This window comes from Streptomyces sp. NPDC089915 (assembly GCF_040684675.1).
Lineage (GTDB): Bacteria > Actinomycetota > Actinomycetes > Streptomycetales > Streptomycetaceae > Streptomyces.
Genome location: NZ_JBFBGN010000108.1, coordinates 1 through 24,261, shown reverse-complemented (window position 1 = coordinate 24,261; position 24,261 = coordinate 1). Strand labels below are relative to the sequence as shown.

Here is a 24,261-nt window from a genome sequence, read left to right as displayed (position 1 = left end):
CGCAGGAGCTGCGCCTCAAGCGCCTCTACCCGGGGACGGTCCTCCCATGTCCGTACTGACCAACGCGCTGGGCCTGTTCCTCGCCGTCGGGCTCGCGGGCGGCTGCGGGACCGCGAACCCCGCCCCGGGCGCGGCCGCTTCGGCGACGGCCGAGGACAGGGCGTCGACCGAGACGGAGATCGGCGGCACGGTGGGCACGGCGAACGGCGCGGCGGCGTCCGGCTGCGCGGGCACGGGGAACGGCGCCACGGGCGCGGCGGCGGTGCCCGGTTCGGCGGCGGCCGTACCGGCACCGGGCCACGACGCAGCGGAGGCGGGCTCACCGGCCGCAACGGGCGTGCTGGGGAAGGGCTCCGCCCCGGGGGCAGGTGCTGCGGAGGCGGCCTCAGCGGCTGCAACCGGCGCGCCGGAGGCAGACCCCGCACCCGGGACCGATGCTGCGGACGCGGGCCCAGCGGGCGTGCTGGGGAACGGCTCTGCCCCGGGGGCAGGTGCAGCGGAGGCGGCCTCGGCGGCCGCAGCCGGCGCGCCGGAGGCAGACCCCGGGACCGGGACCGATGCCGCGGACGCGGGCTCAGACAGCGCAACCGGCGCGCCGGAGACCGGCCCGGACCCCGCAGCCGGCGTGGCGGAGGCCGCCTCCGCTCCAGCAACCGGAGTGCCGGAGGCGGCCTCCGCCCCCGCAACCGGCGCGCCGGACACCGCCCCTGCCCCCGGGACCGGCGACGCAGAGGCCGTGCCCAGGGCCGCAGACGGCGTGCCGGAGGCAGCCTCCGCCCCCGGGACGGGAACGGCGCCCGAGGCAGACCCCGGCCCCGCCGCCGGACCGGCGTCGGAGGGGGACGGATCCGAACCCGCGGCCGGGCGGTGGGGTTCGAAGCCGCTGCCCTCCGGGAGGCCGGGGACTCCGGCGGCGGGGGCGGGCGGCGGGCTCTGCGTGTACCAGGCCGGCGGGGTGTAGTCGATGGTGAACTCGCCCGTCACATCGGGCTCCGCGTCGGACTGATCGTCCGTCGGGACATCCCACGTCCCGCCGCGCCTCTCGTTCCGATCGCCGCTCACTGATCCTCCTGCTCCGTTGAACACCGGTCAGGCGCCCATCTAGACGCCGCGCCCACGCTCAGCCTAATCGCGCCCCGTGCCCGAAAGCCCCGGAGGTCGCGCCCCCTACACGTCCTGCCTACAGGCCCCTCGGGCCCTGAGCAACCATCACCGCCGACCCGGCGGCGGCCCCCCGCGCGCACCCGCCGACAAGTCGGCGGACCGCGCCCGTACTTCCGGTCCGGGGAGGACGGGGGACCCGCACCGCATCCCCCACCCACTCCCCAGACGAGCACACCCGGCGCTCGGTTGCCGAACCCCCGGCGCCCGCCCCGAATTCCCCGCCGGCCAGGCCGCCGTCAACCCGGCCCACCCCACCCACGGCTGAATTCCGCGCCCGGCTCGGCGCACCCGGCGGGACGCCGCGACCACCCGCGCTCAGTCGATCCGCCGCGCCGCCCCCAGCAGCCCCGTCTCCGTCTCCGTCCCCCGGGTCAGCACGAACGTCCCGTCCCCCCGCGTGCACCACAGCGTCACCCCGTCCCCCAGCGTCGGCAGCGCGTCCACCGTCGTCCTCGGCAGCCGCAGCAGCGCGCCCGCCTGCTCCGCCTCCTCCGGTGACACCCGCTGCACCCCCACCAGCGAGGAGTTCCGCAGCAGCCGGGGCGCCGCCGGGCTCAGGTACGGCAGCAGCGTCAGGACCGACCGCCAAGGCCCCGCCGCCACCCGCCCCCGGGGCGGCCGCACCCCGCAGTCCCGGACCACCAGCACCGGTGCGCCCGCCGAGGCCCCCTGCGGCGGTACCCGGCCCACCTCGTGCAGGGTGACGCACTCCTGCCCGCCGCCGGCCGCCCGGGCCGGCCCGGACCACACCTGCGGGCGGCCCGTCTCGACCGCCACCCGGGCCCCGGTGGCCGCCGTCCGCAGGGCCAGCACCTGGGCCGTCCACAGGCCGCCGATCAGCGTGACCTCGTACGGGACGGGCCGGTTCACGCCCAGCACCGCGGGCCGCCCCCCGGCGTCCTCGCCGATGACGACCCCGTCGTCCCCGACGGGCAGCGCCAGCGCGTCCAGGTCCGCCGCCGCGACCACGTGCCGCTCCCGGCGCGGCCCGATCAGCCCGAACCCGCCCCGGACCACACCCGTATCCGTGCCCGTATCCGTGCCCGCACCCGTACGCGGCCACGTCCACGTCCACGGCCACCTCCCCTTCATCGCGCCCCTCCCAGCGGCAGCGAGGCCAGCAGCCCCGGCACCTGCTCCCGGTCCAGCCGGACCAGCCCGGCCCCCACCCCCCGCGCCGTCCGCTCCAGCTCCCGCCGGGCCGCCACCAGTTCCCCGTCACCGCCCCCGGTCACCCGTACGTGTCCCGTCAGCGTCACGCCCCGCCGCCCGGCCGGGGCCATCGTCAGGCTGAAGTTCGTCGCCAGCGCGGGCAGCGAGGTCAGCAGCGCCGCGAACTGCGGCAGCGCGGGACCGTCGCCGCCCAGCCGGGGCCAGCGGGCGATCCAGTACGTGGTGTGCCGCCGGTCGTCGCAGCGCCAGACCCGCGCCGTCTCCTCCGTGCGCCGTGCGCCGCCCGCCGGCCGGCCCGTCCGGGCGACCGCCCTCGGGTTCGCGCACGACGAGGTCGCCAGCGCGCCCGTCAGCTCCCGCTCCGTCAGCACCGTGGCCCGGAACCCGGCCCCGGTCAGCCGGCTCGCCAGCTGGTCCGCCGCCCGCACCACACAGCGCTGCGCCCCCACGAGCCCGCCGCCGCGCGCGGCGACCGCCTCCGGGCACAGCTCCGGGTCGAGCTTGAGGGCGATCCACGTCAGCCGCACCGCCGGAGTCCCCGTCAGCGCCTGGAGCGGCGCGTAGTTGAGCCGCGCGGGCGAGCGCGCCGGCAGGTGCGGGGCCGGGGCCGGCTGGGTGTGCTGCACCACCTGCGCCGACTCCAGCCGGATCCCGTCCACCTCCAGGACGTCCCGCACCGCGGCCAGCGGCAGCGGCCGCACCGTTCGCTCCGGCCGCAGCGCGGGGTCCTCCAGGTCGACCCGCACCACCGCCGTCAGGAAGGTCCCGTCGCCGACCAGCCCGACCGGCCGCCGCCCACGGCCCCCGAAGGCCGACGTCCGCAGGGCCGGATCGGCCTCGACCAGCGGTGCCAGCCCCGGCTCGGTACCCGCGGGGACGGTACGGGCGGCGGCCCCGCGCCGCCGCCCGCGCAGCGCGAGCGCACCGCCGATCCACTCGGGCAGCGAGCGCCGGCGGCGCCGGACCAGGGCGAGCGCCGCCAGGGCCGCCGCGCACGGCCCGGCCGGCACCAGCAGCAGCGGGTCCACCGCCCGCGCCACGAGCAGGACGGCGACGGCGAGCTGGAGGAGCACGAGCTGTTGCAATCGGAACGGACCGCAGCGCCCGGCGCCCGGTCCCGCGTGCGGCACGACCCCGCCGCGCGCCGGTGAGACCCCGTCGCGCACCGGAGCGGACCCGCCCGCCCGCTCCGCCGTCACGCTCGCACCCACGGGCGCACCTCCCCCGAACTCAAGGACGGATCAGGCGAGTCCGGACAGATGTGACCGTGTCCGCTGACCCTCCGTCACGAGGCATAGTAGGGCCCCGGTCCGACAACCCGGCCCCGCCGGCCGGGCCGTACGGGGAGGAGCAGGCGGTCATGGCGTCCCGGCGCGACGAGCTCAATGCGTACACCTTTGCGAAGCGGCGCACGGTGGCCGCCTTCCTCCACCCCTCCGCCAACGGAACCGAGGAGGACGCCCCCCGCCCGCTGCGCACCGTCCTGCCCGGACTGGTCGCGGGCGCCCTGCTGGTCTCCGGCGCGGGCGTCTGGGGCCTGTTCAGCCCGCAGGCGCCCAAGGGCTGGGACACCCCCGGCGCGATGGTGATCGTCGGGAAGCACTCCACGACCCGGTACGTGGTGCTGTCCACCGACGTCGACGGCACGGCACGGCCCCGGCTGCACCCCGTGCTGAACCTGGCCTCCGCCCGCCTCCTGCTCGACCCGAGCCGCTCCACGAGGGTGTTCCGGATCGACGACGGGTTGCTGGACGGGGGCAGGCCCCCGCGCGGCCCCGTCATCGGCATCCCGTACGCCCCCGACCGGCTCCCCGCCGAGCGGGACGCCGCGCGGGCCAAGCGCTGGGCCGTCTGCCAGCGGCCCGGCGGCAACGGCCACGGCGTGCGGACCGCGACCTTCGTCCTGGCCGACCGCGAGGCGGGCCTGCTGGACGGCGCGCACCGCACCACCGGCGGCCAGATGCTGTACGTACGCAGCACCGGCGGTGCCGGGGAGCGCTACCTGGTCGACCCGGCCGGCACGAAGTACCGCTTCCCCGAGGGCCGGCCCGACTCGGGGACCCTGACCGCGGCCCTGGTCGGCACCGGGGCCACCCCGCAGCCGGTCACCGAGGAGTGGCTGGCCACCCTCGAACCCGGCGACGACCTCGGCTTCCCGCAGCTCCCCGGAACGGTCGGCGCCACCGCCGCCGCACCGGGCCTGGGCGGCGGGGGGAACAGGGTCGGCATGGTGCTCACCGCGCGGACCGGCTCGGGCACCCAGTACTACGTGGTCCTGCCCGACCGGGTCGCCGGGATCTCGGAGTTCGTCGCCCGGCTGCTGATCGCCGCCCCCGCGACCGGGCCCCTCGGCATGCGCGGCCGGGCCCGGGAGGTCGACGTCCAGGCCCTGCGGGCCGGCCCGGGCGTCACCGCCTTCAGGGACGAGGTCCGCTGGCCCGCCTCCACGGCGCCCCGGTCAACGCCGTCGACACCGGCCCCGGGCCCGCGCCGGCGGGGGAGCGGCGCGACACCGTCTGCAGCGTCCTGCGGTCCGTCGACGGCCGGGGCGCCCCGACGCTGAGCACCTGGGCCGGCCCCGGCTTCCCCGTCGACACCACCGCGAACGGCACCGGCGCCTACGTCACCCCCGGCACGGGCCTGCTCTACACCCAGGTCCAGGGCCGCCGGGCCGCCGCCGGCGGTGCCCTCTTCCTGGTCACCGACACCGGCCTGCGGTACGCCGTACCGGCCGGCGGCGCAGGGCGGCACGGGGCGCCGCGGGCCCCGGGCGGATCCGGCGACGGCCGGTTCGAACCCGGCCAGGCACAGGTCCGGCTCGGCTACGGCGGGGTCGTCCCGGCCCTGGTGCCCGCCGCCTGGTCGGAGTTCCTCTCCAAGGGACCCCGCCTGGACACCGACTCGGCCCGCCAGCCGCAGGGCTCCTGAAGTGCGGCCCGCCGTGCTCCGGCCCTCCCGGGCCGCCGCCCTCGTCCTCGTCCTGCTCGCCCTCCCCGCCGCCCCCGCGCACGCCCGGTCCGCGTACGTGCCGGACCCGGCCGGGGCGGGGGAGTGCGCCTTCCCCATGCGGCGGCAGATCGCCGAGCGCCCCTGGCCCCTCCAGCGGCTCACCTTCGACGCCCTGTGGGCGCGGACCAGGGGCGCGGGCGTCCGGGTGGCGGTCATCGACAGCGGCGTCGACCGCGCCAACCCCCAGCTGGCCGGCGCCCTCGACACCGCCGCCGGCCGGGACTTCCTCGACCCCGGGGGCGACGGCACCCACGACACCGTCGGCCACGGGACCAAGGTCGCCGGGCTGATCGCGGCCCGCCCCCGGGCCGGCACCGGCTTCGTCGGCCTGGCCCCCGAGGCCACCGTCATCCCCATCCGGCAGAACGACGGCCGGGGCGCGGCCCGTCCCGCCGACCTCGCCCGGGCCATCGACCACGCCGTCGACCACGGCGCCCAGGTCATCAACGTCTCCCAGGACACCACCGACCCCCAGAGCGCCGACTCCGAGCTCGCCCGGGCCGTCGGGCGGGCCGTGACCCGGGCCGTGGTCGTCGCCTCCGCCGGCAACGACGGAGGCGACGGCGTCAGGCGCCGGACCTACCCCGCCGCCTTCCCCGGCGTCCTCGCCGTCGCCGCCTCCGACCGCAACGACGAACGGGCGGCCTTCTCCCAGCCCGGCGACTTCGTCGGCGTCGCCGCCCCCGGCGTGGACGTGGTCTCCACCGTCCCCGGCTCCGGCCAGTGCGTGGACGACGGCACCAGCTTCTCCGCCCCCTACGTCGCGGGCGTCGCCGCCCTGCTGCGCGCCGCACACCCGGGGTGGACCGTGCGGGAGGTGGTCTGGCAGATCCAGAACACCGCCCGACGCTCCGTCAACGGCCGCGACGACCAGCTGGGCTGGGGCGTCGTGGACCCCGTACGGGCCCTCACCCACGACCGCGAGACGCCCACCGCCCCCGTCCCGGACCCCGGCCCGCCCCCGGCGCCCGCCCCGCGGGCCGTGCCGTTCGGGCCCACGGCGACGGCCCGGGAGCGCGACGGGCGCATCGCCGCGTACGCCCTGGGCGGCACGGGCCTGCTGATCGCGGTCATCGCGGTGACCGCCGCCGTCGTCCGCGAGGCCGGGCGCAGGCGCGGGCCGGGGTGGGGCCGGGACGACACCGGGGTGAGGAGCGAGATGTGAAGGGCCCGCGACCGCGAACCCGCAACCGAGAAGCGAGGAGTCAGGGATGACCGACAACTTCGGACTGGCCGACGATCCCGTCGTCAAGGCGGCCCGCAGGATCTCCGAGACGGCCGACGCCGTGTCCCGCCAGTCCCGGGAGCTGGCCGACATCCTGGCCACCGCCGGCGCGGGCTGGACCGGCGTCGGCGCCGACGGCTTCACCAGGGCCCAGTCCGACCTCAACCTCGACCACGACGAGATCCGCCGGCTGCTCGGAGTGCTCCACGAGGCCGTGGCGCAGACCAAGAACCTCACCAACGCCCAGGACGAGGAGGTGCGCGCCGCGTTCGCCTCGGTCGGCGAGGGAGCCGGGGCCCGCGGCGGCTCGGGCCTCGACCGCCTCTGACGGCCGCCCCGGCCCCCAGCACCCCGGCACACCAGCACCCCGCGCGAAGGAGAACCACATGTCCGGCCACGACGGCCACACCCGGGTCCGGTACGACAGCGTCCAGCAGATGGCGGACCGCATCCGCGTCGTCTCCCGGAACATCCTCAAGGACCTGGAGGAGATGGAGAGCGCCGTGAAGGTCGTCACCGACACCTGGGACGGCGAGGCGCACCGCGAGTACGTCGCCCTCCAGAAGAAGTACCACGCCCGCGCAAGCCACATGCAGCAGCGGCTGGAGGCCGTCGCCCGGCTCATCGAGCGCGGCAAGGACGACTACCGCGCCACCGACGTGAAGGCGTCCCGCCTGTTCACCGAGGCCTTCTGACGCGAAGAGACCCCCGCGCACGGAGGCCGGAGGGGGCGCGCCCGCCAGCCGGGCACGCCCCCTCACACCGTTTCCGGCCGCCTCAGGTGAGGTCGAACTCCCCGTCGCGGGCGCCGAGGACGAAGGCCTCCCACTCGGCCGCCGTGTAGCGCAGCACCGTGTCACGGTCCAGCGAGGACCGCATCGCCACCGCGCCCTCGGGCAGCTTGGCGATCTCGACCCGCTCCTCGTCCGGGCTGGTCCCGGGCGGCCCCTGCCACTCGACGCCGCTGATGTCGAGCGCGTACAGCTCGTCCTTCTCCTGCTGGGTGCCCATGATGCGGCCCTTCCCGTCGGTCGTGCGGTGCTGCTCGGTCTTCGCAGCCGATTATCTGTGCCGACGGGCGGCCCGGGGCCGTTTCCGCCGGAAACGAACGCCCGGGCTCAGCTCGCCGCGGCCCCGCTACCCCGGCATCCGGCCCAGCTGCACCAGCGAGGTGCCCCGCCTGCGGGAGACGTGGAGGCAGCGGCCCGGCGGCAGCGGGCGCGGGCGGACCGGGCCGAGCAGGTCACCCTCGGACGGGTCGCCCGACAGCACCACCCCCTGCGCGCCCAGCTCCTTGATCCGCTGCACGAACGGCTCGTACAGGGCCCGCGAGGCCCCCGCCGAACTCCGCGCGACGACGAAGCGGACACCGGCGTCCCGGGCGAACGGCAGGAACTCCACCAGCGGCGCCAGCGGATTGCCCCGGCTCGTGGCCACCAGGTCGTAGTCGTCGATCAGCACGAACACCTCCGGGCCCGTCCACCAGCTGCGCTCCCGCAGCTGCCGCGGCGTGACGTCGGCGGGCGGCCGGCGCCGCGCGAACACCCCGGCCAGCGCCTCCATGTGCGTCTCCAGGGAACCCGCCACCGGCGCGTACTCCAGCAAGTGCTCCTCCGGCAGCCCGCCCAGCAGCCCGCGCCGGTAGTCCCCGACCACCAGCTTCGCCCGGTCCGGGGGGTAGCGCTCGGCGATCCGCCGGGCGATCAGCCGCAGCAGGTTCGTCTTGCCCGACTCGGCCTCCCCGAACACCAGGAAGAAGGGGTCCGACTCGAAGTCCACGAACACCGGCTCCAGCGCCGTCTCGTCGATGCCGATCGCGATCCCGCGCTCCGGGAACTCCCCGCCGCCGGGCAGCCGGTCGGCGGGCAGCACCTTCGGCAGCAGCCGTACGGCCGGGGCCGGGGGACCGGTCCAGCCCGCCCGCACCCGCTCCACCAGCTCCGCCGTGCCCCGCGCGAGGTCCTCCGCGCCGTGCCCGCCGTCGACGCGCGGCAGCGCGCCCAGGAAGTGCAGCCCGTCCGGCACCTGCCCGCGCCCCGGCATCCCCGCCGGGACGTTCGCCGCGACCCTGCGGTCGAACTCGGAGTCCATGACGTCGCCCAGCCGCAGCTCCAGGCGCCCAGGCAGCTGGTCCTTGAGCGCCGCCCGCACCTCCATGTACCGGGCCGCCGTCACCACCAGGTGGATCCCGTACCCCAGACCGCGCGAGGCGATGTCCGTGACCACCTGCTCCAGGCCCTCGTACTCGACCCGGAACCCGCCCCAGCCGTCGACCACCAGGAACACGTCCCCCCACGCCTCGCCCGGCAGCCCGCCCGCCGCCCGCGCCCGCCGGTAGGAGGCCATCGAGTCGACGCCGTTCGCCCGGAAGAACTCCTCGCGGCGGTCCAGGATCCCCGCCACCTCCGCGACCGTGCGCCGCACCCGCTCCGGATCCAGCCGCGAGGCGATCCCGCCCACGTGCGGCAGCCCCGCCACCGCCGCCATGCCCCCGCCGCCGAAGTCCAGCCCGTAGAACTGCACCTCGGCCGGGGTGTGCGTCAGCGCGAACGCCGAGATCAGCGTCCGCACCAGCACCGACTTGCCCGACTGCGGCCCGCCCACCACCAGCAGGTGGCCCGCCGCCCCCGAGAAGTCCCGGTGCAGCACCTCGCGCCGCTGCTCGAAGGGCTTGTCGACCAGCCCGAGCGGCACCACCAGCCCGCCCCGCCGCGCCCGGCCCCCGGCGTGCGGCCCGCGCTCCGCCGGCGGCCCCGGCGCGGGCGGCAGCCGGTCCAGCGAGGGCGAGCGGTCCAGCGGCGGCAGCCACACCCGGTGCGCCGGCGGCCCCTGCCCCTCCAGCCGCGCCACGATCACGTCCAGCACCGTGTCCGCGAGCGCGTCCCCACCCGGATCCGGCCCCGCCGCCGGGCCGGCCGGATCCGCCGCCGCGTACACCGCCGGCACCGCGGCCGCCGTGAACAGCACCGGCCCCCGCTCCACCGGGGACGGCCCCGCCGACGGCTCCCGCCCGCCCGGGCGGTGGGGGCCCGAGACGTACGCGGCCTTGAACCGCGTCATCTCGTCCGTACCGGACTTCAGGTAGCCCGAACCGGGCACCGGCGGCAGGTGGTAGGCGTCCGGCACCCCGATCGCCGTCCGCGACTCCGCCGCCGAGAAGGTCCGCAGCCCGATCCGGTACGACAGGTAGGTCTCCAGACCGCGCAGCCGCCCCTCCTCCAGCCGCTGCGAGGCCAGCAGCAGGTGCACGCCCAGCGAGCGGCCGATCCGGCCGATCCGGATGAACATGTCGATGAAGTCGGGCTTCGCGGACAGCAGCTCGCTGAACTCGTCGATCACCAGCACCAGCGAGGCCAGCGGCTCCAGCGGGGCACCGGCGGCGCGCGCCCTCTCGTAGTCGTGGACGTTCGCGTGGTTGCCCGCCGAGCGCAGCAGCTCCTGCCGCCGCTGGAGCTCGCCGCGGATCGAGTCGCCCATCCGGTCGACGAGCGTCAGGTCGTCCGCCAGATTGGTGATCACCGCCGCCACGTGCGGCAGCCGGCCCATGCCCGTGAAGGTGGCGCCGCCCTTGAAGTCCGCCAGGACGAAGTTCAGCGTCCGCGAGGTGTGCGTCACCGCCAGCCCCAGCACCAGCGTCCGCAGCAGCTCCGACTTGCCCGAACCCGTCGCGCCCACGCACAGCCCGTGCGGGCCCATGCCCTCCCGCGCGGCCTCCTTCAGGTCCAGCATCACCGGCGCCCCGTCCTCGCCCACGCCGATCGGCACCCGCAGCCGCTCACCGGCCGGCCGCGGCCGCCAGGTGCGGGACACGTCGACGCGGGCCGGGTCGCCCAGGTCCAGCAGATCGGTGAAGTCCAGGTTCGCCAGCAGCGGCTCGTCCCCGTCCCCGCCGCCCGTGCGCAGCGGCGCCAGCTGCCGGGCCAGGGCCTCGGCCGCCGGCAGCGGCAGGAAGTCCGCCACCCCCTCGTACACGATCCCCCCGGCCGACTCCAGCCGCAGCCGCCCCGGCCGCACCGCCACCGACAGCCCGCCGCGCCCCGGGGTCCCCCCGGCGAAGCGCGGGGATCCGTCCGGCTCGCCCGCGACCACCTCCACGACCGTCACCCCCTGCAGCCCCTCGGCCCCCGCCAGCACCGAGTCCGGCGCCACCGCGCCCCCGTCGAGGACCACCACCAGGTGCGGCCGGTCCGGCAGCGGCGCCGCGTCCCGCCCGAACCGCGGCCGCCCCTCCAGCCGGGACCCCAGCAGCCCCTCCAGCTCACCGAGGTCGTCGCCGAACAGCCGCTTGGTCCCCGCCCCGTCCACCTCCCCGGGCACCTGCGCGTGCGGCAGCCACTTCACCCAGTCCCACGAGGCCGCCGCCCCCGGCCCCGCCGCCACACCGACCACCAGGTCCTCGGGGGAGTGCAGCGTCACCAGCTGCGCCACCAGCGCCCGCGCCGCCCCGCGCGCCGACTCCGCCCCGCCGTCCAACGTCACGTGGGAGAACGCCCGGATCGACACCGCCACGGGCAGCCCCTCCAGCGCGGAGTGCACCCGCAGGAACCGCCGCAGCGCCCCCGCCGTCAACGGCTCCAGCTCGTCCACGGGCGCCGTGTCCGGCGCCACCAGCGGGGTCGCCAGCCGCTGGACGCCCAGCCCCAGCCGGGCCTGCCCGAAGTCCGCGTCACCGGCCCGCCGCTCCCACAGCCGCGCACCGTCCGCCACCACCGACCACAGCTGCTCCGGATCCGGGTGCAGGTACCACTGCGCGTCCCGCTGCGCCCGCGCCGTCGCGCGCACCCGCAGCCGGGTCCGCGCCAGGTACCTGAGGTAGTCCCGCCGCGCGTCGGCCATGTCCCCCTGCGCCCCGCGCCGGTGGCGGACCAGCTGGCCCGCGACCATGCCCACCGTGGACACCAGCATCAGCACGCCCATGACCCGCATGAACGGACCCGCACCCGACGTGAAGTAGAAGACGGCCGAGGAGCCGATGCCCAGCACGGGCAGCAACTGCATCAGCAGCCCCTCCCGCCGCCCCCGCGGCAGCGCCGGCGGCGGTTCCAGCCGCACCTCGTTCGAGGGAACCCCGGGCGGCAGCGTCCGGGGCGGACGCTTGACGACGATCAGGCTCACCGGAGCACCAACCCCCCAACGACGGAAGGAGCACCGCGACCGGCACCCCAAGTCCCGGAACCGGAAGGGGACTTTCACCCTCCCGGGCCCGGCGGCGGCGGTGATCCTACTGGCCGCCGGCCCCACCGCGGCACGGGTACGGTGGCGCCCGCGGCAGGCGCACCCGCCCGGCCGCGGCCGCGAACCGGAAGCCCGACGGGCGCCGAGACAGGAGGTCACGCAGGTGAACACGGCCGAGTCGACCGGCTTCTGCAGGGTCACCGTCGCGGCCCCCGACGGCCGCGTCGACGTCGCCCTGCCGGAGGACATCGCCCTCGCCGACGTCTACCCCGAACTGCTGCGCCTCACCGGCCAGGGGCAGCCCGCCGGAGCCCCCGCCGGCTTCCACCTCGTCCGCCGCTGCGGCACCGTCCTCGACGGCGCCCGCACCCTCGCCGCCCAGCAGGTCCTCGACGGCGAGGTGCTCGCCCTGCGCCCCTTCGCCGAGTCCCTCCCGCCCGCCGTGTTCGACGACGTCTGCGACGCCGTCGCCCACGCCGTCGCCCGCGACCGGCACCGCTGGTCCGAGGACATGCTCCGCGGCGCCGGCCTGTCCGGCGCGGCCGTGCTCCTCGTCCTGCTCGGCCTCGTCCTCTGGAACGCCGACCCCGTCCGCCACGACGTCCACGGCCCGCCCGGGGTCATCGCCGCGGCCGCCGGCCTCCTGCTCACCGCCGCCGCCGCGGTCCGCGCCCGCGTCTACCGCGACCGGGGCTCCGCCGCCGCCCTCGGCCTCGCCGGACTGCCGCACCTGCTGATCGCCGGCGCCGCCCTCGTGGCCCCCGCCCCCGGCCAGGGGCCCGGCCGCCTCCAGTTCCTGCTCGGCTGCGCCTGTGTCCTCGTCGCCTCCGCCGCCCTGACCGCGCTCACCCCGGACGGGGACGCCCCCTTCGTCGCGGCCGCCCTCCTCTCCGCCACCGGGACCCTCGCCGCCTTCGCCGCCCTCACCACCGACGCCACCGCCACCGCCGTCGCCGCCGTCTGCGCCCCCGCCGCCCTCGGACTCGTCGCCTTCCTGCCGGGCCTCTCCGCCCGCCTCGCCCGCCTGCCCATCGGCTACGACCCGCCGCCCGGCACGGACCCCGGCCACGGGACCCCGGACCGCCACGGAACCGACCCGTACGGTGACCGTCCGGGCGAAGGCCGCCCGGACCCGGCCGCCGCCCCCGTCGACGCCGGGGCCGTCGCCGCCCGCGCCCGCCGCGGCCACGAACTCCTCCTCGGCCTGACCGGGGGCTGCGCGGCCGTCACCGTCGGCGCCGCCGCCGTCCTCGGCTCCTCCGAGAACACCTGGGCGCGCCTGCTGGCCCTGGCCACCGGCCTGGCCGTCCTGCTGCGCGCCCGCCTCTTCCGCTACACCGCGCAGGTGGTCTGCGCCCTCACCGCCGGCCTCGCGGCGATCACCCTGCTCGTCCTGGGCCTGGCCCTCCACACCCCCGCCGCCCCGGGCCTGCGCACGCTGTGGCTCTCGGCCGCCGTCGCCGCCGGCGCGGCCCTCCTCGCGGGAATCTCGCTTGTCATCCCCCGCAGGGGCCTGTCACCCTTCTGGGGAAGGCTGCTCGACCTCACCGAGGCCGCGGTCCTGCTCTGCCCGGTCCCGCTGGCCCTGGCCGTGCTGGACGTATACGGCCGCGCCCGTTCTCTCACCAGCTGAGACGTCGCGACCCGGCAGCCTGGTACGCTGTGTGACGGCCGTTTGTGTACGCGCCCCCGGAGACCTTCTGGAGGCTGCGCTCAGCGGACCCCGCCTCCCGAGTTACGGAAGATCCCCAGAGAATTCGACCTGGGGCACTCGGTGGCCACGAAGACCCATACGAGGAGTAAGCGTGCCGCTCGACGCCGCTACGAAGAAGCAGCTCATCGCCGAATTCGGTGCCAAGGAGGGCGACACCGGCTCTCCCGAGGTCCAGGTCGCGATGCTGTCCCGCCGCATCTCGGACCTGACCGAGCACCTCAAGACCCACAAGCACGACCACCACTCCCGTCGTGGTCTGCTGATCCTGGTCGGCCAGCGCCGCCGCCTGCTGCAGTACCTGGCCAAGAAGGACATCCAGCGCTTCCGTACGCTGGTCGAGCGCCTCGGCATCCGCCGCGGTGCGGCCGGCGCCAAGTAAGCAGACTGTGAAGGGAGCGGTTCCCACACCAATGGGGCCGCTCCCTTTGCCGTACGTGCGCGACCCGGCCGACCCTTTGTAGTCTGGGTCACAGCGCACAACTGAAGAGGAGGAGCGCCCTCCCTACGCCGCCGGTCCTCGGTAGTGGCATCCGGAAAGCCCCCACGGAAGGGGCTGAGAGCCGGGTGCTTCGATCGAAGACCGGCCCGCACGCCAGGAGCGCTTCTCCGCAACCGTCCCCCACCACACGGGTGGCCGGGGCGGACGTCCTCCACCACACGGGTGGCGGACGGAAGACGACGAAAATGGAGAAAACGCTAGTGGAGAACGAGACCCACTACGCCGAGGCCGTCATCGACAACGGTTCCTTCGGCACCCGCACCATCCGCTTCGAGACGGGCCGCCTCGCCCGCCAGGCCGCCGGCTCCGCCGTCGCCTACCTGGACGACGACACGATGGTGCTCTCCGCGACCACCGCGTCGAAGAAGCCCAAGGACCAGCTCGACTTCTTCCCCCTGACGGTGGACGTCGAGGAGCGGCAGTACGCCGCCGGCAAGATCCCCGGCTCGTTCTTCCGCCGCGAGGGCCGCCCCTCCGAGGACGCGATCCTCACCTGCCGCCTGATCGACCGCCCGCTGCGCCCGTCCTTCAAGAAGGGCCTGCGCAACGAGATCCAGGTCGTCGCCACCGTCATGGCGCTCAACCCGGACCACCTGTACGACGTCATCGCGATCAACGCCGCGTCCGCGTCCACGCAGCTGGCCGGCCTGCCCTTCTCCGGCCCGATCGGCGGCGTCCGCGTCGCGCTGATCCGCGGCCAGTGGGTGGCCTTCCCGACGCACACCGAGCTCGAGGACGCCGTCTTCGACATGGTCGTCGCGGGCCGCACCCTCGAAGACGGCGACGTCGCGATCATGATGGTCGAGGCCGAGGCCACCGAGCAGACCATCGCCCTCGTCAAGGGCGGCGCCGAGGCGCCGACCGAGGAGATCGTCGCCTCCGGCCTCGAGGCCGCGAAGCCGTTCATCAAGGTCCTCTGCAAGGCCCAGGCCGACCTGGCCGCCAAGGCCGCCAAGCCCGAGGGCGAGTTCCCGGTCTTCCTGGACTACCAGGACGACGTGTACGAGGCCCTCGCGGCCGCCGTCAAGGGCGAGCTCTCCCAGGCGCTGACCATCGCGGGCAAGCAGGACCGCGAGGCCGAGCTGGACCGCGTCAAGGACATCGCCGCCGAGAAGCTCCTCCCGGCCTTCGAGGGCCGCGAGAAGGAGATCTCCGCCGCCTACCGCAGCCTGACCAAGGCCCTGGTGCGCGAGCGCGTCATCAAGGACAAGGTCCGCATCGACGGCCGTGGCCTGACGGACATCCGCACCCTGGCCGCCGAGGTCGAGGCCATCCCGCGCGTGCACGGCTCGGCGCTGTTCGAGCGTGGCGAGACCCAGATCCTGGGCGTCACCACCCTCAACATGCTCCGCATGGAGCAGCAGCTGGACACCCTCTCCCCGGTGACCCGCAAGCGCTACATGCACAACTACAACTTCCCGCCGTACTCCGTCGGCGAGACCGGCCGCGTCGGCTCCCCGAAGCGCCGCGAGATCGGCCACGGCGCGCTCGCCGAGCGCGCGATCGTGCCGGTCCTGCCGACCCGCGAGGAGTTCCCCTACGCGATCCGCCAGGTGTCCGAGGCCCTCGGCTCCAACGGTTCGACGTCCATGGGCTCGGTCTGCGCCTCCACCATGTCGCTGCTGAACGCCGGTGTGCCGCTCAAGGCCCCCGTCGCCGGTATCGCCATGGGCCTGATCTCCCAGGAGATCGACGGCAAGACCCACTACGTCGCCCTCACCGACATCCTCGGTGCGGAGGACGCCTTCGGCGACATGGACTTCAAGGTCGCCGGCACCAAGGAGTTCGTCACCGCCCTCCAGCTCGACACCAAGCTGGACGGCATCCCGGCCTCCGTCCTGGCCGCGGCCCTCACCCAGGCCCGCGACGCCCGCCTCCACATCCTCGACGTGATGATGGAAGCGATCGACACGCCGGACGAGATGTCCCCGAACGCCCCGCGGATCATCACCGTCAAGATCCCGGTGGACAAGATCGGTGAGGTCATCGGCCCCAAGGGCAAGATGATCAACCAGATCCAGGAGGACACCGGCGCCGAGATCACGATCGAGGACGACGGCACCATCTACATCGGTGCCGCCGACGGCCCGGCCGCCGAGGCCGCCCGCTCCACGATCAACGCGATCGCCAACCCGACCATGCCGGAGGTCGGCGAGCGGTACCTGGGTACGGTCGTCAAGACCACCACCTTCGGTGCCTTCGTCTCCCTCATGCCCGGCAAGGACGGTCTGCTGCACATCTCGCAGATCCGCAAGCTCGCCGGCGGCAAGCGCGTGGAGAACGTCGAGGACGTGCTCGCGGTCGGCACCAAGGTGCAGGTCGAGATCGCCGAGATCGACCAGCGCGGCAAGCTCTCCCTGGTCCCCGTGATCGAGGGCGAGGACGCCGCCGAGGCTGACAAGGACGACTCCGACAAGTGACGTCGCGTAGTTCCCGTGTGACGGCCCGCCCCTCTTCGGAGGGGCGGGCCGTCGCCCGTACCCAAACCCTCCTCAAGGGCGAGAACGGCATCGGCACCGTCCGGCGCACCGTCCTCCCCGGCGGACTGCGCGTCGTCACCGAGACGCTGCCGTCCGTGCGCTCCGCCACCTTCGGCATCTGGGCCAACGTCGGCTCCCGCGACGAGACGCCCTCCCTGAACGGCGCCACCCACTACCTGGAGCACCTCCTCTTCAAGGGCACCGCCAAGCGCACCGCCCTCGACATCTCCTCCGCGATCGACGCGGTCGGCGGCGAGATGAACGCCTTCACGGCGAAGGAGTACACCTGCTACTACGCGCGGGTGCTCGACACCGACCTGCCGCTGGCCATCGACGTGGTCTGCGACATGCTCACCGGCTCGCTGATCCGCGAGGAGGACGTCGACGCCGAGCGCGGGGTCATCCTCGAAGAGATCGCGATGACCGAGGACGACCCGGGCGACATGGTCCACGACCTCTTCGCGCAGACCATGTACGGGGACTCGCCGCTCGGCCGCCCCGTCCTCGGCACCGTCGACACCATCAACGCCCTCGGCGCCGACCGGATCCGCCGCTTCTGGAAGAAGCACTACGACCCCACCCGCCTGGTCGTGGCCGCCGCCGGCAACGTCGACCACGCCAAGGTCGTCCGCCAGGTCCGCGCCGCCTTCGAGAAGGCCGGCGCCCTGGGACACGCGGACGCGAGCCCCCTCGGCCCCCGCACCGGCACCAAGCGCATCCGCACCGCCGGCCGCGTCGAACTGGTGAACCGCAAGACCGAGCAGGCCCACGTGGTCCTCGGCATGCCCGGCCTGGCCCGCACCGACGAACGCCGCTGGGCCCTCGGCGTGCTGAACACCGCCCTCGGCGGCGGCATGTCCTCCCGGCTCTTCCAGGAGGTCCGCGAGAAGCGCGGCCTGGCCTACAGCGTGTACTCGTACACCTCCGGCTTCGCCGACACCGGCCTCTTCGGGGTCTACGCCGGCTGCCGGCCCAGCCAGGTCCACGACGTGCTGCGGATCTGCCGCGACGAGCTCGACAAGGTCGCCTCCGAGGGACTCACGGACGAGGAGATCCGGCGCGCCGTCGGCCAGCTCTCCGGCTCCACCGTCCTCGGCCTGGAGGACACCGGAGCGATCATGAACCGCATCGGCAAGAGCGAGCTGTGCTGGGGCGACCAGATGTCCGTCGACGACATGCTGGCCCGCATCGCCGACGTGACCCCGGACGACGTCCGCGAGGTCGCCCGCGATGTACTGGCACAGCGGCCCTCGCTCGCGGTGGTCGGCCCGCTCAAGGAGAAGCAGGCGGCCCGCCTGGACGAAGCGGTCGCCTAGTCCCGTACGGAGTGAAGGAAACAAGCATGAGCAAGCTGCGCGTGGCGGTCCTCGGCGCCCAGGGCCGCATCGGCTCCGAGGCCGTCAAGGCCGTCGAGGCCGCCGCCGACCTGGAACTGGTGGCGGCCCTCGGCCGGGGCGACAAGCTGGAGACGCTGGCCGAGGCCGGCGCCCAGGTCGCCGTCGAGCTGACCACCCCCGACTCGGTGATGGACAACCTCGACTACCTCGTCGGCCACGGCATCCACGCCGTCGTCGGCACCACCGGCTGGAACGAGGACCGCCTCGGCCGGCTGAACGGCTGGCTGGCCGGCTCCCCGGAGACCGGGGTGCTCATCGCCCCGAACTTCTCCATCGGCGCCGTCCTCACCATGAAGTTCGCCGCCCAGGCCGCCCGCTACTTCGAGTCCGTCGAGGTCGTCGAGCTGCACCACCCCAACAAGGTCGACGCCCCCTCCGGCACCGCGACCCGTACGGCCCAGCTCATCTCCGCGGCCCGCGCCGAGGCCGGCCTGGGCGCCCAGCCCGACGCCACCGCCACCGGCATCGAGGGCGCCCGCGGCGCCGACGTCGGCGGGGTCCCGGTGCACGCCGTCCGCCTGCGCGGCCTGCTGGCCCACCAGGAGGTCCTGCTCGGCGGCGAGGGCGAGACCCTGACCATCCGTCACGACTCCCTGCACCACAGCAGCTTCATGCCGGGCATCCTGCTCGGCGTGCGCCGCGTGACGCAGACCCCGGGCCTCACCTTCGGCCTGGAACACTTCCTCGACCTCGGCTGATGAGGCAGTAGCACCATGCGCGCGAAGATCACCTACTTCATCACGGCCGCCGTCCTGGTCGTCTACTTCGTCCTGGTCGGCAGCCGGGGCCTGATGCTGATCGGGCAGGGCACCTGGCTCACCGTCACCTTCGGTGTCGCCGTACTGATCCTGCCGGTCATCGGCATCTGGTTCCTCTGGATGAACACCCGCTTCGTCACCCGCGCCAACCAGCTCGCCTCCGAACTGGAGGCCGAGGGCGGCCTGCCCGTCGACGAACTGGAGCGGGACGGGTACGGCCGGATCCTGCGGGACTCCGCCGACGAGGTCTTCGCGCGCCGCAAGGCCGAGACCGAGGACGCGCCGGGGGACTGGCGCACCTGGTTCCGCCTCGCCGTCGCCTACCACGACGCCCGCGACACCCCGCGGGCCCGCAAGGCCATGCAGCGGGCCATCGCCCTGCACCGGGCGCACGCCAACGCGTAGCCGCCGCACGCCGCGGACGACGAGAAGGGCCCGTACGGGATGATCCCCGTACGGGCCCTCGTCGTGCTCACGGACCGTCAGGCGGGCACGGCCCGGTACTCCTCGGCCCACGCCTCGACCTGGCCGGCCGCCCGGTCGAAGGCCTCACCGCGCGACAGGAAGTCGGCGCCGTGGTCGGTCAGCAGCACGGGGATCCCCGCGCCGCCGCGCCCGGCCACCGTCACCGCCTGTCCCTGCACGGTCCTCGGCAGCCCCAGCCAGCGCACGGGCTGCTGGACCGTGCGGACCCCCTCGACCTCGCTCCAGCGGAGCGAACGGGTCGAGAGGAACCCCACGTGGCGCAGCCCGCTCGGGCTCACCCACACCCCCGCGCGCAGGATCCGCAGCGCGACCCCGATCACGAGGAGCGAGGCCGCCCCCGCACCGGCGGCGCCGGCCCAGGTGCCCGCGAAGGCGATGATCACGGTGGCCAGCAGCATGAAGGCCGAGACCAGCAGCAGCAGCGCCGCACCGGCCACCCGCCAGGGGCCGGGCCGGTAGGGGCGCCGCCAGCGCTCGGGATCCGCATGGGGGAGGGCTTCGTCCTCATGTGCGTCGAAGACGCCGTCGGCCGTCAGGAAGGGCAGGGGCACGGCTGGACCTCACTCACATGCACGTTCGTTGATCTGTGCCCGTGAGGCTACCGTCCCTCGGAGGCCTCCGACTGCTGCGCCTTGCCGGTGGCCTTGTAGGGCTGCAGGGCGGGCATGCCGAAGAGCAGGGAGCCGACGAGCCCCGCCACCACGGTCAGCCCGACCAGACTACGGGCGGTGATCTGGGTCATGCTCAGACTCTCGCGCGGCGGCGGAGTGACGTTGCTTCGGAATCGGTCGGCCTCGGCGACGAAGGCGAACGGGACGGGTTCGCGCCGGCGGCGAAACATGGGGCAACACTCCTTGGAGTAGGGGGCTGGTGCTTCCGTCCCGTTAGACGAACGAACGGGCCGATCGGTGCCGGATTCCGGGACATTCGCCGAAAGTCGTGGCGCCCCGTCAGCTGCCCGCGCGCTCCCGGCCTGGCGGGCGGGCGGCGCGGATCGCCGTAGAGTGAACGCGCCCCTCGAAAGACCCGTTCGGAAGGACCCCGTGTGAGCGAGACCGTCGCCCCCGACCTGAAACCCAGCTTCCGCAGTGACGTGACGGTGGAGCTGGTCAAGCACTCCGCCGCCGACAGCGACGTGCTGTGGGCCGCCCGTGTGTCGACGGCCGGCGAGCAGTCCCTCGACGAGCTCCAGAAGGACCCGGAGCGCTCCAAGGGCCTCATCAACTACCTGATGCGCGACCGCCACGGCAGCCCCTTCGAGCACAACTCGATGACCTTCTTCATCAGCGCCCCGATCTTCGTGTTCCGCGAGTTCATGCGCCACCGGGTGGGCTGGTCCTACAACGAGGAGTCCGGCCGCTACAGGGAGCTCCAGCCGGTCTTCTACGTCCCCGACGCCGAGCGCAAGCTCGTCCAGGAGGGCCGTCCGGGCAAGTACGTCTTCGTCGAGGGCACCGAGGCGCAGCAGGAGCTGACCGGCCGGGTCATGGAGGACAGCTACCGCCAGGCCTACGAGGCGTACCAGGAGATGCTCGCGGCCGGCGTGGCCCGCGAGGTCGCCCGGGCGGTCCTGCCGGTCGGCCTGTTCTCGTCGATGTACGCCACCTGCAACGCGCGCTCGCTCATGCACTTCCTCGGCCTGCGCACCCAGCACGAGCTGGCGACGGTGCCCTCCTTCCCGCAGCGGGAGATCGAGATGGTCGGCGAGAAGATGGAGCAGCACTGGGCGAAGCTCATGCCGCTGACCTACGCGGCCTTCAACGGCAACGGTCGCGTTGCCCCGTAAGGTCCGTTCCACGCGTGGCGTACTGATGTGCTGGGACAAGTCCCAAGTGTCCGTATTGCGGCGTTTCGGAAAGTTCATCTAGGCTGATCAAACGGACCCGGCACTGCTTGAACCCCCGAGCAGGCAGTGCCGGGATCCAACAGCCAGGCCACCTCCCCCGGCCACCGCCGGAGGACACAGACGACGGATCCCCGGTTGACGTCCCCCGAGGGGACACCGCGAGCATGGCAGCGAGTAGCGTGTTACCCATGGCTCCGATCTCGACTCCGCAGACCCCCTTCGGGCGGGTCCTCACCGCCATGATCACGCCGTTTACGGCGGATGGCGCACTCGACCTCGACGGCGCGCAGCGTCTCGCCGTCCACCTGGTGGACGCAGGCAACGACGGCCTGATCATCAACGGCACCACCGGTGAGTCCCCCACGACCACCGACGCGGAGAAAAACGACCTCGTACGAGCCGTACTCGAAGCGGTCGGCGACCGCGCCCACGTCGTGGCCGGAATCGGCACCAACGACACCCGCCACACCCTCGAGCTGGCCCGCCAGGCCGAGCGCACCGGCGCCCACGGCCTGCTCGCGGTCACGCCCTACTACAGCAAGCCGCCGCAGGAAGGCCTCTTCCAGCACTTCACGGCCATCGCCGACGCCACCGGGCTGCCGGTCATGCTCTACGACATCCCCGGCCGCAGCGGTGTCCCGATCAACACGGAAACCCTGGTCAGGCTCGCCGAGCACCCCCGCATCGTCGCCAACAAGGACGCCAAGGGCGACCTCGGCCGCGCCAGCTGGGCCATCGCGCAGAGCGGTCTGGCCTGGTACTCCGGTGACGACATGCTGAACCTGCCGCTCCTGTCGGTCGGCGCCGTCGGCTTCGTCTCCGTCGTCGGCCACGTGGTCTCCCCCGAGCTCCGCGCGATGCTCGAGGCCCACCTCGGCGGCGACGTCCAGAAGGCCACCGAGATCCACCAGAAGCTGCTCCCGGTCTTCACGGGCATGTTCCGCACCCAGGGCGTCATGACCACCAAGGCGGCCCTGGACCTCCAGGGCCTGCCCGCGGGCCCGCTGCGGCTCCCGCTGGTCGGACTCACCGAGGAAGAGACGGCCCAGCTCAAGCTCGATCTCGCCGCCGGTGGGGTACAGCTCTGACAACGGACTTCACAACTGAATAAGCAGAACCGAAAACAGACAAGAGCAAGTGCACGAATGACATGCGCGCCACGTGCCGGAACGGGCACGTGGCGCGCGTGGTGAAGGAGAACCTTTTGAGCCATCCGCACCCTGAACTCGGCCCGCCGCCGAAGCTCCCCAAGGGCGGCCTGCGGGTCACCCCGCTGGGCGGTCTCGGCGAGATCGGCCGCAACATGACCGTCTTCGAGTTCGACGGCCGCCTGCTGATCGTCGACTGCGGCGTCCTCTTCCCCGAAGAGGAGCAGCCGGGCATCGACCTGATCCTTCCGGACTTCTCGTCCATCCGGGACCGGCTCGACGACATCGAGGGCATCGTCCTCACCCACGGCCACGAAGACCACATCGGCGCCGTCCCGTACCTCCTCCGGGAGAAGCCGGACATCCCGCTGATCGGCTCCAAGCTGACGCTGGCCCTCATCGAGGCCAAGCTCCAGGAGCACCGCATCCGCCCCTACACCCTCGAGGTGAAGGAGGGCGAGCGCGAGAACCTCGGGCCCTTCGACTGCGAGTTCATCGCGGTCAACCACTCCATCCCGGACGCCCTGGCCGTCGCCATCCGCACGGACGCGGGTCTCGTCGTCGCCACCGGCGACTTCAAGATGGACCAGCTCCCGCTGGACAACCGCCTCACCGACCTGCACGCCTTCGCGCGCCTGAGCGAGGAGGGCATCGACCTCCTCCTCTCGGACTCGACGAACGCCGAGGTCCCGGGCTTCGTCCCGCCGGAGCGCGACATCTCCAACGCCATCCGCGGTGTCTTCGCGGGTGCCCAGAAGCGGATCATCGTGGCCTCGTTCGCGAGCCACGTGCACCGCATCCAGCAGATCCTGGACGCCGCCCACGAGTACGGCCGCCGGGTCGCCTTCGTCGGCCGCTCCATGGTCCGCAACATGGGCATCGCCCGTGACCTGGGCTACCTGCGGGTCCCGGCCGGCCTCGTCGTCGACGTCAAGACCCTCGACGACCTGCCGGACGACGAGGTCGTGCTGGTCTGCACGGGCTCCCAGGGCGAGCCGATGGCGGCCCTGTCCCGCATGGCCAACCGCGACCACCAGATCCGGATCGTCCCCGGCGACACCGTGATCCTGGCGTCGTCCCTGATCCCGGGCAACGAGAACGCGGTCTACCGCGTGATCAACGGCCTGACCCGCTGGGGCGCGAACGTCGTCCACAAGGGCAACGCCAAGGTCCACGTCTCGGGCCACGCCTCGGCCGGCGAGCTGCTGTACTTCTACAACATCTGCAAGCCGAAGAACCTGATGCCGGTCCACGGCGAGTGGCGCCACCTGCGTGCCAACGCCGAGCTCGGTGCCATGACGGGCGTCCCCAAGGACCGCATCGTCATCGCCGAGGACGGCGTGGTCGTCGACTTGATCGACGGCAAGGCCCGCATCTCCGGCAAGGTCCAGGCCGGCTACGTGTACGTGGACGGCCTCTCGGTCGGCGACGTCACCGAGGCCTCCCTGAAGGACCGCCGGATCCTGGGCGACGAGGGCATCGTCTCCGTCTTCGTCGTGGTGGACAGCACCACGGGCAAGGTCACGAGCGGCCCGAACATCCAGGCCCGCGGTTCCGGCATCGAGGACTCCGCCTTCGCGGCGATCATCCCGAAGATCGAGGAGGCCATCGCCCGCGCCGCGGCCGACGGCGTGGCCGAGCCGCACCAGATCCAGCAGCTCATCCGCCGTACGGTGGGCAAGTGGGTCTCCGACGGCTACCGCCGCCGCCCGATGATCCTCCCGGTCGTCGTCGAGGTCTGATCCGGACCTCAGCGGTAGCGGCATCACCGGAGCGGGGCAACCGGATTTGCATCCGGGGGCCCCGCTCCAGTAAGTTGACGACTCCACCCCGCACGGAACGGCGCACACACGTGTGCCCGGACCGGTGTGCCGGGGAGGGTGGGAATCCAGACCGGGGAAACCTGATAAAGTCTGTTCCACCCGAAAGGGAAAAGGCCCCCCGAAGGCCATCGGAATTCGAATCCAGACCGGAAACGGTACGGAAAAGAGTCTGATAGAGTCGGAACCGCCGGAAAGGGAAAGCGCGAAAGCGCAGGACCTGGAAAGCGCCGAGGAAATCGAGACTCTAAAGAGTCTGATAGAGTCGGAAGCGAAGAAAGAACGAAAGCCCGGAGGAAAGCCCGAGAGGGTGAGTACAAAGGAAGCGTCCGTTCCTTGAGAACTCAACAGCGTGCCAAAAATCAAC

General features: G+C 73.8%; 19 protein-coding genes and 1 pseudogene. 13 read left to right on the top strand and 7 right to left on the bottom strand.

Annotated features, from left to right (window positions below; all coding sequences use genetic code 11):
* Nucleotides 1-15: 15 nt before the first annotated feature.
* The 3 genes from AB0O29_RS26220 to eccE form a co-directional block, all read right to left on the bottom strand.
* The gene (locus tag AB0O29_RS26220) at nucleotides 16-1,062 is read right to left on the bottom strand and encodes an SCO5717 family growth-regulating ATPase (RefSeq protein ID WP_365155675.1); all 1,047 of its coding nucleotides are present in this window, start codon (nucleotides 1,060-1,062) and stop codon (nucleotides 16-18) included.
* Between the two features lie 417 nt (nucleotides 1,063-1,479).
* The gene (locus tag AB0O29_RS26215; RefSeq protein ID WP_365155672.1) at nucleotides 1,480-2,181 is read right to left on the bottom strand and encodes a hypothetical protein; all 702 of its coding nucleotides are present in this window, start codon (nucleotides 2,179-2,181) and stop codon (nucleotides 1,480-1,482) included.
* A 71-nt stretch (nucleotides 2,182-2,252) separates the two neighbouring features.
* Nucleotides 2,253-3,467, bottom strand: a complete 1,215-nt coding sequence (eccE, locus tag AB0O29_RS26210; protein WP_365155684.1) for a type VII secretion protein EccE — start codon at nucleotides 3,465-3,467, stop codon at nucleotides 2,253-2,255.
* A 230-nt stretch (nucleotides 3,468-3,697) separates the two neighbouring features.
* Between eccE and eccB the strand changes: the two are divergent.
* The 4 genes and pseudogenes from eccB to AB0O29_RS26190 all read left to right on the top strand — a co-directional run bounded on the left by eccB (nucleotide 3,698) and on the right by AB0O29_RS26190 (nucleotide 7,266).
* Nucleotides 3,698-5,265: pseudogene (eccB, locus tag AB0O29_RS26205) on the top strand (type VII secretion protein EccB).
* Nucleotides 5,266-5,401: 136 nt separating this feature from the next.
* Complete coding sequence (mycP, locus tag AB0O29_RS26200; protein ID WP_365155681.1) at nucleotides 5,402-6,511, top strand: type VII secretion-associated serine protease mycosin; 1,110 nt, start codon at nucleotides 5,402-5,404, stop codon at nucleotides 6,509-6,511.
* Nucleotides 6,512-6,557: 46 nt separating this feature from the next.
* A complete protein-coding gene (locus AB0O29_RS26195; protein WP_365155669.1) occupies nucleotides 6,558-6,899 on the top strand; it encodes a hypothetical protein in 342 nt (113 codons plus the stop codon).
* A 58-nt stretch (nucleotides 6,900-6,957) separates the two neighbouring features.
* Nucleotides 6,958-7,266: a WXG100 family type VII secretion target gene (locus AB0O29_RS26190; protein ID WP_365155666.1), complete on the top strand. Its 309-nt coding sequence runs from the start codon at nucleotides 6,958-6,960 to the stop codon at nucleotides 7,264-7,266.
* 82 nt (nucleotides 7,267-7,348) lie between these two features.
* On the opposite strand, the gene AB0O29_RS26185 is transcribed toward AB0O29_RS26190, so the two are convergent.
* Both AB0O29_RS26185 and eccCa read right to left on the bottom strand, forming a co-directional pair.
* Nucleotides 7,349-7,582 carry a DUF397 domain-containing protein gene (locus AB0O29_RS26185; protein ID WP_030227593.1) on the bottom strand — a complete coding sequence of 78 codons (234 nt, stop codon included), beginning with the start codon at nucleotides 7,580-7,582 and terminating at the stop codon, nucleotides 7,349-7,351.
* 126 nt (nucleotides 7,583-7,708) lie between these two features.
* Nucleotides 7,709-11,686 (bottom strand): type VII secretion protein EccCa, encoded by a 3,978-nt coding sequence (eccCa, locus tag AB0O29_RS26180; protein WP_365155663.1) that lies wholly within the window; start codon nucleotides 11,684-11,686, stop codon nucleotides 7,709-7,711.
* 223 nt (nucleotides 11,687-11,909) lie between these two features.
* Here eccCa and eccD point away from each other — a divergent pair, with 223 nt between their 5' ends.
* From eccD to AB0O29_RS26150, 6 genes are all read left to right on the top strand, one after another.
* A complete protein-coding gene (gene eccD / locus AB0O29_RS26175; protein ID WP_365155660.1) occupies nucleotides 11,910-13,379 on the top strand; it encodes a type VII secretion integral membrane protein EccD in 1,470 nt (489 codons plus the stop codon).
* A gap of 172 nt (nucleotides 13,380-13,551) precedes the next feature.
* A complete protein-coding gene (gene rpsO / locus AB0O29_RS26170) occupies nucleotides 13,552-13,839 on the top strand; it encodes a 30S ribosomal protein S15 (RefSeq protein ID WP_008737721.1) in 288 nt (95 codons plus the stop codon).
* Nucleotides 13,840-14,159: 320 nt separating this feature from the next.
* The gene (locus AB0O29_RS26165) at nucleotides 14,160-16,379 is read left to right on the top strand and encodes a polyribonucleotide nucleotidyltransferase (protein ID WP_365155678.1); all 2,220 of its coding nucleotides are present in this window, start codon (nucleotides 14,160-14,162) and stop codon (nucleotides 16,377-16,379) included.
* Entirely contained in the window at nucleotides 16,376-17,755 is a 1,380-nt protein-coding gene (locus AB0O29_RS26160; RefSeq protein WP_365155656.1) for a pitrilysin family protein, read from the top strand. The genes AB0O29_RS26165 and AB0O29_RS26160 overlap by 4 nt, the downstream gene beginning before the upstream one ends.
* 26 nt (nucleotides 17,756-17,781) lie before the next feature.
* Complete coding sequence (gene dapB / locus AB0O29_RS26155) at nucleotides 17,782-18,534, top strand: 4-hydroxy-tetrahydrodipicolinate reductase (RefSeq protein ID WP_365155653.1); 753 nt, start codon at nucleotides 17,782-17,784, stop codon at nucleotides 18,532-18,534.
* A 15-nt stretch (nucleotides 18,535-18,549) separates the two neighbouring features.
* Nucleotides 18,550-18,999, top strand: coding sequence for a hypothetical protein (locus AB0O29_RS26150; RefSeq protein ID WP_365155650.1), 450 nt, complete (start codon nucleotides 18,550-18,552; stop codon nucleotides 18,997-18,999).
* Between the two features lie 77 nt (nucleotides 19,000-19,076).
* On the opposite strand, the gene AB0O29_RS26145 is transcribed toward AB0O29_RS26150, so the two are convergent.
* The gene (locus AB0O29_RS26145; RefSeq protein ID WP_365155647.1) at nucleotides 19,077-19,631 is read right to left on the bottom strand and encodes a PH domain-containing protein; all 555 of its coding nucleotides are present in this window, start codon (nucleotides 19,629-19,631) and stop codon (nucleotides 19,077-19,079) included.
* Between the two features lie 47 nt (nucleotides 19,632-19,678).
* The gene (locus AB0O29_RS26140) at nucleotides 19,679-19,921 is read right to left on the bottom strand and encodes a hypothetical protein (protein WP_042814171.1); all 243 of its coding nucleotides are present in this window, start codon (nucleotides 19,919-19,921) and stop codon (nucleotides 19,679-19,681) included.
* 204 nt (nucleotides 19,922-20,125) lie between these two features.
* Here AB0O29_RS26140 and thyX point away from each other — a divergent pair, with 204 nt between their 5' ends.
* From thyX to AB0O29_RS26125, 3 genes are all read left to right on the top strand, one after another.
* Nucleotides 20,126-20,866: an FAD-dependent thymidylate synthase gene (gene thyX / locus AB0O29_RS26135; RefSeq protein WP_365155644.1), complete on the top strand. Its 741-nt coding sequence runs from the start codon at nucleotides 20,126-20,128 to the stop codon at nucleotides 20,864-20,866.
* 248 nt (nucleotides 20,867-21,114) lie between these two features.
* The gene (gene dapA, locus AB0O29_RS26130) at nucleotides 21,115-22,014 is read left to right on the top strand and encodes a 4-hydroxy-tetrahydrodipicolinate synthase (RefSeq protein ID WP_365155641.1); all 900 of its coding nucleotides are present in this window, start codon (nucleotides 21,115-21,117) and stop codon (nucleotides 22,012-22,014) included.
* Nucleotides 22,015-22,130: 116 nt separating this feature from the next.
* Nucleotides 22,131-23,816 (top strand): ribonuclease J, encoded by a 1,686-nt coding sequence (locus AB0O29_RS26125; RefSeq protein WP_365155638.1) that lies wholly within the window; start codon nucleotides 22,131-22,133, stop codon nucleotides 23,814-23,816.
* Nucleotides 23,817-24,261: the final 445 nt, after the last annotated feature.